At 51.8% G+C, this 14989-nt stretch carries 14 protein-coding genes; 5 read left to right on the top strand and 9 right to left on the bottom strand.

Going from position 1 to position 14989, the window contains the following annotated elements:
* The 3 genes from O5O45_RS09175 to O5O45_RS09165 form a co-directional block, all read right to left on the bottom strand.
* Positions 1–1857: an Hsp70 family protein gene (locus tag O5O45_RS09175; protein WP_305904913.1), complete on the bottom strand. Its 1857-nt coding sequence runs from the start codon at positions 1855–1857 to the stop codon at positions 1–3.
* Positions 1854–2447: a DUF2760 domain-containing protein gene (locus O5O45_RS09170; RefSeq protein WP_305904912.1), complete on the bottom strand. Its 594-nt coding sequence runs from the start codon at positions 2445–2447 to the stop codon at positions 1854–1856. Before O5O45_RS09170 ends, O5O45_RS09175 begins: the two co-directional genes overlap by 4 nt.
* A 316-nt stretch (positions 2448–2763) precedes the next feature.
* Positions 2764–2979 carry a hypothetical protein gene (locus O5O45_RS09165; protein ID WP_305904911.1) on the bottom strand — a complete coding sequence of 72 codons (216 nt, stop codon included), beginning with the start codon at positions 2977–2979 and terminating at the stop codon, positions 2764–2766.
* Between the two features lie 456 nt (positions 2980–3435).
* Here O5O45_RS09165 and O5O45_RS09160 point away from each other — a divergent pair, with 456 nt between their 5' ends.
* The 3 genes from O5O45_RS09160 (at position 3436) to O5O45_RS09150 (ending at position 6330) form a co-directional block, all read left to right on the top strand.
* Positions 3436–3726: an HlyU family transcriptional regulator gene (locus O5O45_RS09160; RefSeq protein ID WP_305904910.1), complete on the top strand. Its 291-nt coding sequence runs from the start codon at positions 3436–3438 to the stop codon at positions 3724–3726.
* Positions 3727–4918: 1192 nt separating this feature from the next.
* Positions 4919–5785 carry a cytolethal distending toxin subunit B family protein gene (locus O5O45_RS09155; RefSeq protein WP_305904909.1) on the top strand — a complete coding sequence of 289 codons (867 nt, stop codon included), beginning with the start codon at positions 4919–4921 and terminating at the stop codon, positions 5783–5785.
* A gap of 23 nt (positions 5786–5808) precedes the next feature.
* Entirely contained in the window at positions 5809–6330 is a 522-nt protein-coding gene (locus O5O45_RS09150; RefSeq protein ID WP_305904908.1) for a ricin-type beta-trefoil lectin domain protein, read from the top strand.
* 77 nt (positions 6331–6407) lie between these two features.
* On the opposite strand, the gene O5O45_RS09145 is transcribed toward O5O45_RS09150, so the two are convergent.
* A complete protein-coding gene (locus tag O5O45_RS09145) occupies positions 6408–7238 on the bottom strand; it encodes a class I SAM-dependent methyltransferase (protein WP_305904907.1) in 831 nt (276 codons plus the stop codon).
* Positions 7239–7470: 232 nt separating this feature from the next.
* Between O5O45_RS09145 and O5O45_RS09140 the strand changes: the two genes are divergently transcribed.
* Complete coding sequence (locus O5O45_RS09140) at positions 7471–8352, top strand: hypothetical protein (protein WP_305904906.1); 882 nt, start codon at positions 7471–7473, stop codon at positions 8350–8352.
* A gap of 1292 nt (positions 8353–9644) precedes the next feature.
* Here O5O45_RS09140 and O5O45_RS09135 read toward each other — a convergent pair.
* From O5O45_RS09135 to O5O45_RS09120, 4 genes are all read right to left on the bottom strand, one after another.
* Complete coding sequence (locus tag O5O45_RS09135) at positions 9645–9824, bottom strand: hypothetical protein (protein ID WP_305904905.1); 180 nt, start codon at positions 9822–9824, stop codon at positions 9645–9647.
* 32 nt (positions 9825–9856) lie between these two features.
* The gene (locus tag O5O45_RS09130) at positions 9857–11212 is read right to left on the bottom strand and encodes a phytase (protein ID WP_305904904.1); all 1356 of its coding nucleotides are present in this window, start codon (positions 11210–11212) and stop codon (positions 9857–9859) included.
* Between the two features lie 103 nt (positions 11213–11315).
* Positions 11316–12605 (bottom strand): DUF2254 domain-containing protein, encoded by a 1290-nt coding sequence (locus O5O45_RS09125; RefSeq protein WP_305904903.1) that lies wholly within the window; start codon positions 12603–12605, stop codon positions 11316–11318.
* Between the two features lie 98 nt (positions 12606–12703).
* Positions 12704–13819, bottom strand: a complete 1116-nt coding sequence (locus O5O45_RS09120) for a hypothetical protein (protein ID WP_305904902.1) — start codon at positions 13817–13819, stop codon at positions 12704–12706.
* 258 nt (positions 13820–14077) lie between these two features.
* Here O5O45_RS09120 and O5O45_RS09115 point away from each other — a divergent pair, with 258 nt between their 5' ends.
* Positions 14078–14527: a hypothetical protein gene (locus tag O5O45_RS09115; RefSeq protein ID WP_305904901.1), complete on the top strand. Its 450-nt coding sequence runs from the start codon at positions 14078–14080 to the stop codon at positions 14525–14527.
* Here the strand turns inward: O5O45_RS09115 and O5O45_RS09110 are convergent.
* Positions 14508–14891: a hypothetical protein gene (locus tag O5O45_RS09110; protein WP_305904900.1), complete on the bottom strand. Its 384-nt coding sequence runs from the start codon at positions 14889–14891 to the stop codon at positions 14508–14510. The genes O5O45_RS09115 and O5O45_RS09110 overlap by 20 nt on opposite strands.
* Positions 14892–14989: the final 98 nt, after the last annotated feature.

Raw genomic sequence — 14989 nt, 5'->3', positions numbered from 1 at the left:
TCAGCCCTCGCGCACGTCGAACTCAACCTGCCATCTCGCATCGCCGTTTCTGGGAATGGCTTCCAGACATAGGGTGCCGACTTCGGTGACCCGCGCCGACAGACGCACCGGCACGATTTCTCCCGGACGACGCCCTTCCGCTGGCAGCGAGGCCTGGATTTCCGGCAACTCTTCCAGTTCATCCGGGCCCCAGGCGTCCAGCACCATGCCCGGCTCGTCATCGCGACGCAGGGTGGAGCCGAAAAATTTGAAACGGACCGGCTCGCCAACAATCAAGCCCAGTTCCTGGCTCTCCACCTTCACTTCCGAACCTTCTTCCATACCGAAAGGCGCCACGCACAAGGCTTCCATCGGCGCTTCCATACCCGGCACCGCCGGCATGGCGCTCTCGATTCCCACATAGTAGGCGCTGGCGATGCCGCCGCGAATGCGCACTCCGCGTCCACGGCGCACGTAGCCGTAATAAGCCGCCCCGCAGGCTACCGCCAGGTCGAGGTCACTGTCCTGCAACAACCGGGCGGAAGGCGCATTGGCGTCACGCAGCCAGCCATTAATGATATTCATCAGACGTTCCGCCAGAGCGGGCGCTTTAAGCACGCCGCCATTGAACAATACCGCCGTGGGTTTAATAAATTCGCTTTCGTTTTGCGCCAACAGTTCGTTGGCGGCGGCGTGCTGACGACTCAAAAACGCCGCCAGATGGCGTGTGACTGCAGCATCCTGGGCGTAAGGCAGGCTGATTTGGGTCAACGCGCGACGCATTTGCTGCTTCGGATGTTCATGGACGCCGACTTGTGGGAAAAAGCCTTCCACTAGAGTCTGCTGCACTTCGTCCCGAGTCAATTCCGTGCGCAAGGAGCCGCCCAGCAATTTCGAGCCTCGGCTGGGTACGACTATCGGCACAGCGTTGACGTCCTGATCCGACAGCAATGCCTCTTTAGCGTCGCGGCAACCATGTACAATCGCCTGAATCTGCCAGGGCTGCAGCTCTTTGCCTTCTTGCGCCAGTTTGCTCTTCACCCGATAAGCCAGGGCCAGGTCCATGTTGTCGCCGCCCAGCAGAATATGTTCGCCCACTGCGACGCGATTCAGTTCCAGCCCACCGTCCTGTTCGGTGACCGCAATCAGGGACAAATCCGTAGTGCCGCCGCCGATGTCCACCACCAGCAGGATGTCGCCAACGCCCACCTGATCGCGCCAGGCGCCGCCGCTGGCCTTGATCCAGTTATAAACCGCAGCTTGAGGCTCTTCCAACAGCGTCAGGTTGCCAAGACCGGCGGCTTTCACCGCTTCTACAGTGAGATCGCGCGCAGCCGGGTCGAACGAAGCGGGCACCGTCACCACCACGTCCTGCTCATTCAGCGGATAGTGCGGGTGCTTATGATTCCAGGCGTTGCGCAGGTGTTCCAGATAACGAATCGTCGCCGCCAAAGGAGAAATGCGCGCCACTTCCTCCGGACTGTTCAGTGGAAGAAAGTCGGAACGGCAATCAACGCCACCGTGACACAGCCAGCTTTTGGCGCTCGCCACCAGACGAATTGGCGTTTTCGATCCCAATTCGCGGGCGACGCCGCCCACCAGGGCGTCCGCCCTGGCCGCCCAAGGCAGGGCCAACTCCCCTTCTCCCAGTTCGGATTCATGGGGCTGATATAAGAAAGACGGCAGTTGCTTCTTTTCCTCCACACTGCCTGGACGGGTCAATTGCGGCACAGGCATCACGTCCTGCAGCAGTTGGTCTTCATCCGGCGCCTGGCCGCTTTCATCGGTCAGTTCAATGTAGGACAGCACGCAGTTGGTGGTGCCCAGGTCGATCCCCACACTATAACGGGGCGATCTATCGGCGTTCATATCGCTCATAGTTCGACCTCCGCCGGCGCGATAATGGCGGCGTCATGTTCTTTAGCGAGTTTCGGCAGCTTCACGTCCACCGCCTTCCAACCACGATGCACCAATACGCCGGTGAACGGCGCTTTGCCTGCGACATTGCCGGTCAAGCGCACTTCGGATGCATTGAATCCTTCCGGCAGGGTGACGCGGGTTTCTTCTTCCTCCTGACGCAGCGGCGCCAGCGTGAAGTATTCGTTCAGGGTCTTTTGACCGCCTTCGTGCACGACGCGCGCCGCCGCGCCAATGTCCGCATCGCTGAAACCAGCCAGATCTTCTTTCAGGAAATCGATAAAGCGAGCATTCTGTTGTAACAGGGCCAATAACTGCAGGGCTGAATCCGGAGTTGAATCTTTGAAGGGGTTAACGGGTTCCGGTTTGACTTCCGGCGCCGGTTCGGCGGGCTTTTCAACCGGTTGCGGCGCTGGCTGCGCCGCGACGTTCTGTGATTGCGCATTTTTTCTGGCGCTCAGCCACGCCGCCAGAAATATAATTGCGAATACAGCCAGTCCCAAATGCAACAGATCAATTGTTGTGGGCATTGCGGTTAAATTCAGATTCATTATTTTCTCTCTTAATCCTTAGCTATGTTGATGCTGGATTCCGTTGCTGATCGATTAATATGCATGTGCGCGTCATTCGAAGCGCAAATACGCGCCGGGCTTGTGATACGGCAGCAACAGACAAATAAACTTGTTGGCCCGGGCGGCGGATAATTCGGGCGTGCAGACGCAGTGCGGCGGCTCAGCCGGCGCATATGATAGCAATAACTTAAAGACGAAGTAACACCGTACGGCGGACGACTCGGCGTCAGCCATCATTCTACTGCTCACTATAAAGACTGCTCGTGAAAGAGACGGTTACGCGCGGGAACTTTATTTAATCTGGTTTATGAATTTCGTTAAGAGACAGAATATCGATCACGTCGGATATATCCTTGTGGTATTCCTCCATTAACCGATCCAGTTTCCGCTTGAAGTCTTCCTGTTTGCGATCTTTCATGCTTGAGTCCATTTCCTGCAGCGCTTCTGACAAGCGTTGCGAGACTTCCCGTGGGCTGAGCTTTTTCAGATCTTTTAAAATCTTTAACTGCATGTATAAGTAATCGTTTTTAGCTATCGAGTTAATTGAAAAACTGTCCGGGAGGTCGAAATCCGACGGAGGACAGGTTTCGTTCAATATAGTGGAGGCGGCGCATCAAGACAATTTGAGGCCGATTTATATTACCCTGTTTGTCGTCCAGAACAAACATTCATTTGTTTATAATACCACGGAGATCTTAATTGATTACTTTAAGATTATTAATAAATGTATCAATCGGTCAAAAAGTCATCATCCTTTTGTGATTTTACCCACTCAATTGGCCTCTTCCACTCGGCCAACCGCAGCCCCAGACTTGTCGGACAAATAGATCCGCCGGATGAATATTTTTAAGCGCCGGATGTTGGACAAGAACCTCATCCATTTGAAAAATCCCGCGCTTACGCCACAATAAGCGACTGAGTGGGACGTCATGCGTCCTCATTACCTTGTTATAAACAGGAGAAAGGCATGGGCTTGGGCTCATTTTTTAAATCCATGTTCGGCGGCGGCGAAAAGGCCCCTGAGCCGGAAGACATTATCGAACACAAAGGTTTCCAGATAATTCTGAAGCCACGCAATCTGGGGGGAAATTACGGCGTCGGCGCGATTATCCGCAAGGAGATCGACGGCGAAGTTCGCGAACACCAGTTCATCCGCGCCGACCAGATCCCCAGCAAAGAACAGTGCAATGAAATTACCTTGATGAAGGTAAAAACCGCCATCGACCAACTTGGCGACGATTTATTTCAGCCGCAATGAGCGAGCCTCTCAGCTATTCATAGAAATAATTGCAGCAGCCTGCCCCTATAAGCGCAGAGGCAAAAACTCAGAAAACGGCCAAACCCTTACTATGGATTGGCCGCTCGTTGATTAATACGTCTTTAACCCCGTGGAAGGCTCCGTACCTGTCCACTTGTATAACCCTGCATCAGCACTCGGGCAATTTCATTCGCGGCAAAGGCTTCCCTCTCGCATCCAGGCCGAAAAGGCTGGTTTTCAACGCCAACAGAACGGCGATATCTCACAGGCTGATCAATGAAGGTGTCATAGGTTCTACTAGCAGTGTGATCTTCCAACCATACATGCTCGGGACAAACTTGACCGTTTCTAAATCCCCCACATAAGAAAACCCGGTTGCCCGTACGCTCCGTTCTTTCGTCGCATAATTCACTAATACTCTCCATAATTGACTGGCGAACCTGCATAAGCGTTTGACCACGCAGGTTTGAGCCGTACCCATAATGCATACCCAGTCTATTAGATAACCCCTCGTATTGCAGGTGCACTTCTCGAGCACGCTCTGGATTACCGGACAACGCCCATGTATGGCAAGCCATCTGCGTAACGGTTACCAGCTCCATGCCGTGCCCTCCCACGCGTCTACGTGACCTGGGTCTTAACTCGTCGCCGCTATCCGCTTCTTCTCTTGATCTTACTGGCATAATAGTTCTCCCTGTTTATTAACTCGGCAGGCTTTTCAAGCTCGCTCTATTAACATTCCAATATTTGGGAAAAGACCTTCTCCCAGACTTAAACTAGCGAGCATTTAGTTCTGCACCCTTCATATATTTTGAGTTTATTCTCAAAAAAGCAGCCAGAGATACGCCCAGCTATTTGTGAGTTCATCTTTAATTCATGCGCCCCAATTTCGCCAGACATTAATGTCGTTAAATGAAGTTCATAAAGTCCGCCAACTTAAAATTTTCGAATACTCCCCGGGGCAATACACAACATACCATCACAAAAATATACATTTCACCAGACGCTCTCCGGATTGGCCCTATAAAAACACTTACCTGACCATTCATTTAAATCAGGTCAAATATCCCTTTTATGAGAATCTTTTAACTAAAAACAGGGAACAAAAATCAGCGGGCGTTGTTTAATTAATTCGAATGCGATGGCATTCGTATTCAAAACGAGAAGATATATCACAATAGAGGATGTTTTAATGCCTATTCAGGTCTATCGATGGATATTTAAGCAACTGTCCTTTTGGACATTAACGTTACTGGTTGTTCCGCTTTCTCATGCCGCGTTATTCGACCGTGTCGCCGTCACCTGGAACTTACAAGGCTCCAGCCATGCATCGGAAAGTAAATGGAATGTAAGCATCCGCCAGTTGTTGCGTGGTTCAGATCGCGCGCAGGTATTGGCCATTCAAGAAGCTGGCTCGGTTCCTGATTCCGCTGAACTGATGCCGCAACTCACCCCGCCGCGACTGGATAACCCGCACTCTGTTCAGGTTCCCGTTGAAGAGTACCGTTGGAATATTGGTACGCGCTCCCGCCCTGAATACCGTTGGATCTATTTCTCGCGCAACGACGCCGGCGCTAATCGGGTTAACGTCGCTATTGTCACGGAAGAACGCGCCAACCGGGTGATTATCCTTCCTCCACCGGCCAGTTACGCCAGCGCCCGCCCCATTCTGGGGGTGGAAGTGGGCGCCGCCGGAGACACTTACTTCTCCATTCACGCTTCCGCCAATGGGGGAACGGACGCCGCGTTGATCGTAAACGCGGTGCATCACTACTTCGCTACCACGAACAACAACGCGCCTTTCATGATCATGGGCGACTGGAACCGCAGTCCCCAGGCGCTTAATACGCAACTGGCGTCCAACCACCCGGCGGTTCACGCCAACATCAATCTCGTCAATCAAGGCTCCGCCACCCAGCGCAGCGGGGGCAACCTCGATTACGCCGTCACCGGCTCCATCACGGGCGGCGCCAATTTAATGCGCGCGTTACTGGGTATTGCCTCTCTGGTCGGACAACTTTCTTCAGACCATACCCCTGTCAGATTTCAACGTTATTAATTAAATAATCAGGACTATTAAATATGTTATCTCGAGTTTTACCTGCACTTATTCTCAGCGCAGCAATCGCGCAAACCAGCCACGCCCAAGATTATGTCAATGCCGCCCTGGAAAATGTTTATACCGGACAGCTATTGGTTAATTATCATAATGGCGCAGGCTATGTTTTTACTTATCCCGCCTATGAATACACGGGGAGCGATTTCGAACGCATCAACTGGCGGGCTGAATATCTTGCAGACGGCTCGTTGCGTTTTAGAAATGCCTATTACACAGATGTATGTCTGCATGTGGACAGTGATTATTCCGGTGTTTATACGCAAGCCTGCGATAACTCCGATCATCAACGTTTCACGCCGATTTATACTTCCACTGGCGCAGTACAATTAAAGAGTCGCAGCAATTCCAACTGCCTTTATGTGGATTCAGGTAGTTCCAACTCAACTGTTTATCACAAAGCCTGCTCCACGGGTTCTATCGATGCAACAGAGTTATGGGTGATTACGGTACCCAGGGGAGCAGCTAAATCGTTGCCGACGCAATAACCATCATTGATGCAGTCATGAGATTGGCCTGCTAATAACCAGGCGCAAGGATGCGCCTTCTCAACAATCCAGCGTTACTATTTCCTTACGACGATTTGCCCGAGCACAATGCGACCTTCCTGCAGGTTTCGCCCCTGATTTTGCGCCATAACCTGGAAGTCATTCCCCATCAACACATGGAATCCCAAGGGCGGAAGGCCTTTTTTCTGGATCTTTTCAACCAATGAGGCGAACCATGTTCGCGCCGCCTCTGTTGAATCCGTCCAATCTGAAATAACAAAGCCTGCATCCTCCAATAATTTGCGTAGCTCATCAGGCTCAACAAGAAAGCTCGTTGCCGGCGAGCGCGCCCAGGGAACAGGAAACAACGCGGGTCCAGAGGGACCAGCCAGAACGTCATAGATCGCCGCCACGCCCCCCGGCTTCAGCACCCGATACATCTCTTGATAAAGCCGGGCTTTGTCTGGAATATTCATGGCGACATGCTCACTCCACACGACATCAAACATCTCATCCTCAAACGGCAGATTAACAGCGTCGCCCTGGCGATAGTCCGTCAGTGCTTGCAGGCCGACTCTGGCGGACAACATGGCGGCGGCGCGGCAGTATTCATCAGTCAGATCGACCCCAGTGACGCGACAGCCAAACTTCTGCGCGAGACAACGCGAGGTCCCGCCAATACCGCTGCCTACATCAAGCACATGCTTGTTTTCGTCCAGCTCAACTACCCGGGCCAACTCAAGCGTCGCCGCCCGACCGCGAATATGGAACGCATCAATCGGCGTCAAGTCTTCCGGAGTGAGCTGATCCAAATCTTTCCCCGCGCGCGCCAAAGCCGCCAATATAAGGCTACCCACGTCCGGGCGGGTATAGTGGCTCTCTATCGCTTCATTGACTTGATTGGGCATATAAAGTCCTTCTCTTCATAATCATCATTCTTGCGCTTCACTCATTCATAGCGCCATTGGATGTTGCCTTCAGATTGTTTTTCATACAAGTCATGAATAAACGTTTAGGCCACCTGCTCAATTTAGAGTTCTCTCCTTTGTTCCTCTCTGGCAAACTCCCCAACGAAGTTCGAAGCTAACTTAAACTGCTTTCTCCGGTCAAAGTATATTCATCCGCCAAGCGAAGGTATTTATGTCCGAAATACGCACTATCGAATGCATCGTAGACAACCGCACCCTGATTCTGGCCCTGGACGAGTTGTATCGTCGGCGCATGCAGTCTTTTGAAGTGAATACGCTCCTGCCAGCGGCCAAAGCGGTGGCGAAGGTATTGGATGTAGAGCCATGTAGTGGGCCGGTAGAGGGTTACTATGCAGAGACAGAAGCACTGACAGAGTACTTTCAGTTCATGCGCTCTTTACAGCAACAGGGTGCGCGTTCCGCAGACAAGGTGGAAGTGATGCCTGAATTCCGTCAGTTGCTGAAAGTCTGTAACGCGGCGATTTATGGCGCTGGAGCCAACCATAGCGGACTCTTGCCTTCACGACATGATCCCCTCTACTACGCACTAAATGCGCTGCCCCCTGATGAGTGGGCGTTGGCGACATTGACGGAATTGGCGGCGAACATCGCCCAGGAGAAAGACGATTATTCATTAGTCGGCATCGCCTCTTTATCCAAGGAGCCCTTACTGATTGCCGCATTACGTGAAAGCTGCGTCTTGTATGGGGCGGTTGCGGCTCTGTGCGCTCCAGACGAATCTCAGGAGCAATACCACTACATATGGAAAGTGGACAAAGAAATTGAAGACGCCTGCAACCGATTCATCAACGAGTTCAACTCACTGACGCAAAGCGGCATCCTTCCTGCAACGCCGGATAACGCTGAATATTTCTATGACGCCGCGCAGGATGCGGATATTACCGGTCGCTGTGTTCGCATTGGCTATGACGACAGCGTTTATCCCGCCCGACATTACCACTGGGCGATTAACGACAGACGCAAAGTCGAGGAATTTTGGAGCGACGAGTTGTGGACGACGCAGCGCTATTGCAACGAAAAGCTTTGGCCATGACGCACCAGCCACAAGTTCAACTTAACCCCGGTTTGCAAAATACAAATTATAGAATGCGCCCTCCTGGCCTCGGCCATTAGCCTTTGCTGGACTATTTTTCTTGGGGAGGCACTGACAACGATGAGCAAAATTTTAGAGAAAGTCATAGATAACCGCATGCTGTTAATCGCGCTGAACTAACGCTAAGCCCCCGTTCGCACTGAGCTTGTCGAAGGGCCTTCCAGAGCGATACCCCAAATAGAATCCCCAGTGAAAACTATTTCCCGCCAGATTAGTAACGCTGTTTAGTATCGCGGGAGACTGCCAGCCCTTCGACTGGCTCAGGGCGAACGGGATATTGGTTGTTACGATAATAATCTGGAAGCCACTCCGATTCCTTCCGCATGAGGGAGTGAAAATACTGAGCCAACGCTAACCCTCCGTTCGCCCTGAGTCTGTCGAAGGGCCTTCCAGAGCGATAGCCCAAATAGAATCCCCAGTGAAAACTATTTCCCGCCGGATTAGTAACGCTGTTTAGTATCGCGGGAGACTACCAGCCCTTCGACTGGCTCAGGGCGAACGGGATATTGGTTGTTACGATAATAATCTGGAAGCCACTCCGATTCCTTCCGCATGAGGGAGTGAAAATACTGAGCCAACGCTAACCCTCCGTTCGCCCTGAGCTTGTCGAAGGGCCTTCCAGAGCGTTAGCCTAAATAGAACTCCCCTCAGTGGAATCTATTTTCCCGCTGGATAAGTAACACTTTTGGTATCGCGGGGCACTTGCCAGCCCTTCGACAGGCTCAGGGCGAACGGGATATTGGTTGTTGCGATATTAATCTGGAAGCCACTCCGATTCCTTCCGCATGAAGAAGTGAAAATACTGAACCAACCCTAAGCCCTCCGTTCGCCCTGAGCTTGTCGAAGGGCCTTCCAGAGCGTTAGCCCAAATAGAATCCCCCAGTGAAAACTATTTCCCGCCGGATTAGTAACGCTGTTTAGTATCGCGGGAGACTACCAGCCCTTCGGCAGGCTCAGGGCGAACGGGATATTGGTTGTTACGATAATAATCTGGAAGCCACTCCGATTCCTTCCGCATGAGGGAGTGAAAATACTGAGCCAACGCTAACCCTCCGTTCGCCCTGAGCTTGTCGAAGGGCCTTCCAGAGCGTTAGCCCAAATAGAATCCCCAGTGAAAACTATTTCCCGCCGGATTAGTAACGCTGTTTAGTATCGCGGGAGACTACCAGCCCTTCGACAGGCTCTGGGCGAGCGGGGTCTTGGTTGTTTTACTACCAATCCAGCATATCGTTTTACTGCAAACGCACTTCTCTGTGCGCCAGCAGGCTGCTAATGACGCCTTTGAAGTGGCGTCGTGAGGGTTGTTTCAGGAAGACTGACATGCCGGAGACAGTGGCTTTCCACCACTCTCCCCGACTGCGAAGGTTATTTCGATAGGCCACCGCCAGTTGCGCCACGCCAGCCAAAGCCATGCGCGGCCGCCGCGACGACTTTGCTCAGTTCATCAATGGGGGAAGCGGTGTTTCCGGCGAGGATGCCAGCTATCCGTCTCAATCATCAAAGGCGGGAACTGACTGTTGGCGACGTCTTGCCAGGGCACGAACTTAAAGTTGGTGTTATCCCTTTTTTCGCCCTCGTCATCCAGCTCATCCGGGGTGTTGTCGCCATCCTGCACAACCAACAGGCCATAGGGGAAGTCTGGCCCCATATTGACGTTGATGACAGCGCCGCCATCGGTTTCCTGGGTTCCATCCGTATAAGGACCATCGACAATGGCGAACTCTCCCACATAGGCATTGCTCCCCTGCCGATCGTAGACGACATAACGATTGTCTCCCTGACTGGAGGCCAGCAGATAGCCGGATTTTCCTGGCCCGTAATAGATCGTCAGCCCTTCGACGTCCGCCTTCAGATGCTGACCGCCATGCCCTGGATCTTGATCCCACAACAGCGTGCAGACGTATTCCTCTTCCTGTTCATCCCACTCCCGCGTGTAGGGGACGCCAAAGGACGCCACGACATCCACTAAATCGGCTTCGTCCGGGTCATCCATCGGGATACGCCAGATACCCACTTGCTCCTGAGCCGCGTAGAGCACTTGGTTGCGCTCATCGATCACCATGCCTTCAACTTGCGGGTCCTGACCGTCCTCGTCCTGGCAGGGAGTCCATTCCACATCATCAGATAACTCAAACTCATCGGGCAGGTCCGTCAAATCATCTACCTCATAAGTCATCAGGCCCTCTTTGGTCACCTTGAACTCAGCAATCGCCAAATCCGTATCTTTACGCTGACTGATCACCGCATAGCCGTCTTTGTGCTTTTTCCGCTTGGATACAGCTAAGCCATAGCCAGTGCGCTGCTCGTTCACCTCGTCCTGATCATCGGAGAAAATCCAGGGAGCGTCTGGCGAAGTCACGTCCGTTAATGGAGCGATATCCGCGCCGTTATAGTCGGGGTTGATGCGAAAGAAGCGTAGCTTGTCGGCGCCGCGATCAATGACCACAGCGAAATCGTTTTCATATTTACGGCTTTTTAAACCGTATACCAGGTCAACATTATTGAAGCGTCCAGGCGCATCGGCGGCGCTGGGAGGCAACGGTGCGTCAATGTGCTGCAGCGTCTGTCCCTGCATGTTCAATACAACAAGGCCGCCCTCTTTCAAGGTAGCGATGACCAGGCTTTTTGCGGAATCTTCAGAGTGCGCCCAAATGGCGGGATCATCCGCGTCTGAGTTCTTACCGGCGTCATCGTCATAGAATGCTTCCGACTCAAAACGAGCGACAATTTCGGGAGGAGCGGCAAGAACCTGAGCAGAGAGTGCGGCGAGCGTAAAAGGCAGTAATTTAGCGAGTTTCATTCCTTCAATTTCCTTGTGTTCTCTTATCCGTGGCGCACAATGAATTTCCATTGCGTTGAAGAACTTAGCGCTTTTTTATGACAATTCAAATCGCCTCTTGCGGCTACCGCATTTGACCGTCCTCGGCCGACAGTTCACAACATAATCCGGTATTACGCACAGCCTCCAGGTCTTCTCTCAGCGTCAAGGTTTGCTCCGCCCTCGCCAAAGCCAGTTGGGAATGCTTGACCGCCATGTCGCGCATAGCGCCGTCGCCGAAATGCGCCAACGCATACAGTGTCTCCTGCAGCCTTCGATGTACTTCCGGAGCTCCTGCCCCTTCTCTGGCGATAGCGGTGAAGGCGTCATCGAACATGTCCCATAAAGACAATTCGGGAACCTGCACACGATCAAACTCACAGGTCTCAGCGGCGTCCGTTTTATCCTCGGGAGCCATCCACTGCACGAATAGCCGCCCCATCGCGCCCACAATGTCCCGCGCCGTGCCCGGGTCATTCACCGCTGGCGACAAGCCGCGAATAGCTATCTCTGACAATACCGTCAGACCAAAGCAAGGATCTTCTTCAAAGATACGGTTGCGCCCGATCACGAATGCGTTTTCTACCGTCGCCGCCTCCAATTCCTCGCCGCCATCGACGACAAAAGCGATTGGAACGCCGGGAGAGACGAAAGCCCCCGGCAACGCCGCCACCCGGATATGCGCGTCATATTTCTTGGCGCAGGCCTGCAGCTTGTCGCACTCGATATGCTGTACGTAACCGACCTGCCGGGTGAATACCGGGCGCCCGTCACGGGAGGAGCCGTCTATTCCCGCGCAGCGCATTGTAGGTTGCGCGCGCCGACGCTTCAGCGACTGTGATGTAGCGGTCTCTACTTTTTCGATCACCGAACCCAAACGCCCCAAGCGGGCGATGCGATCCACCCAGCGCACGAATGTGACAATCACCACCGACAGTATCGCAAGCGTGATGGAGCACAGCACGAATCGCCCGTTGTTGCCGTAATAGCCGTTCATCAGGGCGACCAACGCCACAATGCTGAAAATAAATGCGCCGATAAAGGTAGACAGCGCGTATTGAGAGACATCGTCGGCGATCACCAGCGCGAATGTGCGCGGGGTCGCGGTGCTCGCAGCGGAGGCATAGGCGGACACCATAGAGGCCACCGCCAGAGTGGCGATGACTAACATGCTGGCCGCGCAGATTTTCAGCAGTTCGATCAAGGACTCTTTCGACACCTCCGGCGTCCACTGCTCCCACCCCATCTCGGCGCCAAACGAATCCGCTCCCCTGGACGCCAACGCCGCCGCCACCGAGAGCAAACAGACAATCAACGGCTTGATCCAAAGCCGCTCCCTGATACGGTTGAGAATAAACTCCAACTTATCGAGCATTCCGTTTCTCTCCTTGGATAGCGGAAGTTATTGTTTCTCAGCACTACGCCCTTATTTTCTCTGACTATTAAAGTCTATAGCTTCTATTAGTCATTCATTTACGGGCATTGTTGAAGATTATAATACTGAGAAAGCACACTCCAGGCCGGCCTCATTACAGGTTCGTCGTTACTATTGAACCCGGAAACAAGCCCATACCAGTATTTATCTTTATACGGATAATCATTCCCACCGACCCAGGCAAACTTTGCATACTTATTTTTACGCCAGCAGATGGAAGCGCCCAGAAAACCTTCATAAGCCGCTTTTTGATCAGCAACCGTTGAGCCCATACGAATGTTCTTACCAAACTCATCAATCCATAAAGGCTTGCTAGTCACGGAGTGATATGCTTCAAGAGTATTATTCGTAGCCTCAGCATAATCGACCCAGTGTGAGCCACTTGGCAAGTCTATGTATATTGAAGCAGCAATAACTGGAACAGTTGGGGTATTTTTTTCAATCCAGGTCGCCAATATACTAATCAGCCTTGGGTCATTAATCCCTTCTTCATTACCGATGACTTCATAAGTTGCATTCAATTCTGGATAGTACTGCTCTTTCCATGACCACATTTCCTTAATCCAGCTGGCATGACTTTCAGATATCTCTCCCGTTTGATCACACCCCTGGATAGAGCATGGGGATAAGTCGCCTCCAATCACGACCATTCCCAAGTTTGTATAGTCTAAATTATCCAGCCAAGTCTTATACCAAAGCTTATCTCTGTCATAAGGATGTATATCCTGCATCTTGCCATTATCCTTATTACCATCTTCCTTCTTGATCGTATAAGGATCTAAAACCAACTCTATGGTAAACCAATCAGCTTGGTCGCCAGTCCGGGTTATCCTCATAAAGTCATTGACTTTTTGTATCAATGACAGGCTTGGAACTGGATTTTCATTTGCCTTACCATAGTGGTCAGCGTCAACTAAAATTCGTATCCAATTAACTCCAGCATTACGATATTCATTCAAGAGACTGTCGATTTTCTTCCTGACTTCCGGATCGCGCTGATTATCTAACACCCAGGGAAAGTCTTGATGTACGCCATCCAAATAGAAAAACGTGACGCCTCTTACATCACCACTAACATTAGCTGATGCCGACAGACTACATACTGAACCAATTAGCCAAGTAAACAAAATCAAAGAGCGTGATAAAATTTTCACCGAATCATTCCATTAAAATTAATAAAATCATAGCCACTTGTTTATTTATTATTCACAACCTCAGTTTGCACCTTCCTATTTTATATCGCCAATAAGAACACCACATTGTGTCATTTAATTTGAACAAGTTTAAGTATATTTAGTCTCTTTCTAGAAGGCTTGAGCCCAGCCGCAATCCACGCAATAATCCCCCGCCCCGTTTTTATACGTTATTTACACCAGTTTTAGTCACTACGGGGCGTAATACAGGTAGCTAAGATGTACGATTTATCATTGAAAGTTAAAGGTTTTCAAAACACCGCTTCGGCGAAGCACGGTAGTTGCCTTGCGCAATGCGAGACGCTGGCCGGAAAGATTTTTGTGGATACGGATCAGCGTTGCGATCTGTATGCATTGAACGCCATGCATTATCACTTGCGCTTACCCAGCAAGCTGATTGTCGACCCCACCATCAGTCAGTTTTTTGATGTCCCGCCCAATTATCAGCCGGAAGTGTTCGTGGGCGATTTGATGGATTTGAAACGCTGCCTCAGCGACATGACGGCCCGTTTCGGCGTCGCCAAACACCACCGCGCTATTTCCGTCAATATGAGCAGCGTCGACCAGTTGCTGACGCTATGGTCCACGGCGACAGCTAAGAAGACAGGGGATCGTTTGGTGAAGCATGTGGGCTCCGCCAGCGGCAGGATCAGGGCGTATTATTCGTGAGACCACTGACATTGGTCTTGCGGACGCCCAGTCCAGACCAAAAATCTTCGGGATAACTTAACTCCGGGGTTCCTACCCAGCCCCGGACAATATTCAGCTCATAGCCTTCCTCCAGCTTTTTGTAGCTGACGCTATGAGCCACGATCATATCCCAGTCGCCGGTGTACTGAATATCAGAGAACTTCTCAGGGTAAGCGCCGGTGCGAACCTTGTGTAGTTCGATCAACGCGATGGCGGTTTTAAAATGCTGGTCGCCGAATTTCTGGTCTGACTCTTCTTGGAGCCCCTCTACCATGTCGCATCCACTTAACGCCAAAATCAGCAGCAGTATGCTCAGTATTTTACTCAGTGCGTTTGTCATCATTCCGTCCCGGTGCGCTAGCTGGCGAACAACTCAGACTGAGTCGCCATGCCAGAAGTTGAATACCCGTTTGGTTATTCAAGTAAGGTAAAGGACGAAAT

This window comes from Hahella sp. HNIBRBA332, assembly GCF_030719035.1.
Classification (GTDB): Bacteria; Pseudomonadota; Gammaproteobacteria; order Pseudomonadales; family Oleiphilaceae; genus Hahella.
Note: the sequence above shows the minus strand (reverse complement) of the source record. Positions and strands in the feature narration are given on the sequence as shown.

Excerpts from the sequence above, each read along its gene's own strand:
- O5O45_RS09170 (WP_305904912.1), bottom strand. The coding sequence starts at position 2,447 with ATGAATCTGAATTTAACCGCAATGCCCACAACAATTGATCTGTTGCAT.
- O5O45_RS09145 (WP_305904907.1), bottom strand. The coding sequence starts at position 7,238 with ATGCCCAATCAAGTCAATGAAGCGATAGAGAGCCACTATACCCGCCCG.
- O5O45_RS09110 (WP_305904900.1), bottom strand. The coding sequence starts at position 14,891 with ATGATGACAAACGCACTGAGTAAAATACTGAGCATACTGCTGCTGATT.
- O5O45_RS09160 (WP_305904910.1), top strand. The coding sequence starts at position 3,436 with ATGGGCTTGGGCTCATTTTTTAAATCCATGTTCGGCGGCGGCGAAAAG.
- O5O45_RS09175 (WP_305904913.1), bottom strand. The coding sequence starts at position 1,857 with ATGAGCGATATGAACGCCGATAGATCGCCCCGTTATAGTGTGGGGATC.
- O5O45_RS09125 (WP_305904903.1), bottom strand. The coding sequence starts at position 12,605 with ATGCTCGATAAGTTGGAGTTTATTCTCAACCGTATCAGGGAGCGGCTT.
- O5O45_RS09155 (WP_305904909.1), top strand. The coding sequence starts at position 4,919 with ATGCCTATTCAGGTCTATCGATGGATATTTAAGCAACTGTCCTTTTGG.
- O5O45_RS09135 (WP_305904905.1), bottom strand. The coding sequence starts at position 9,824 with ATGGCTTTGGCTGGCGTGGCGCAACTGGCGGTGGCCTATCGAAATAAC.
- O5O45_RS09130 (WP_305904904.1), bottom strand. The coding sequence starts at position 11,212 with ATGAAACTCGCTAAATTACTGCCTTTTACGCTCGCCGCACTCTCTGCT.
- O5O45_RS09115 (WP_305904901.1), top strand. The coding sequence starts at position 14,078 with ATGTACGATTTATCATTGAAAGTTAAAGGTTTTCAAAACACCGCTTCG.
- O5O45_RS09165 (WP_305904911.1), bottom strand. The coding sequence starts at position 2,979 with ATGCAGTTAAAGATTTTAAAAGATCTGAAAAAGCTCAGCCCACGGGAA.
- O5O45_RS09150 (WP_305904908.1), top strand. The coding sequence starts at position 5,809 with ATGTTATCTCGAGTTTTACCTGCACTTATTCTCAGCGCAGCAATCGCG.
- O5O45_RS09140 (WP_305904906.1), top strand. The coding sequence starts at position 7,471 with ATGTCCGAAATACGCACTATCGAATGCATCGTAGACAACCGCACCCTG.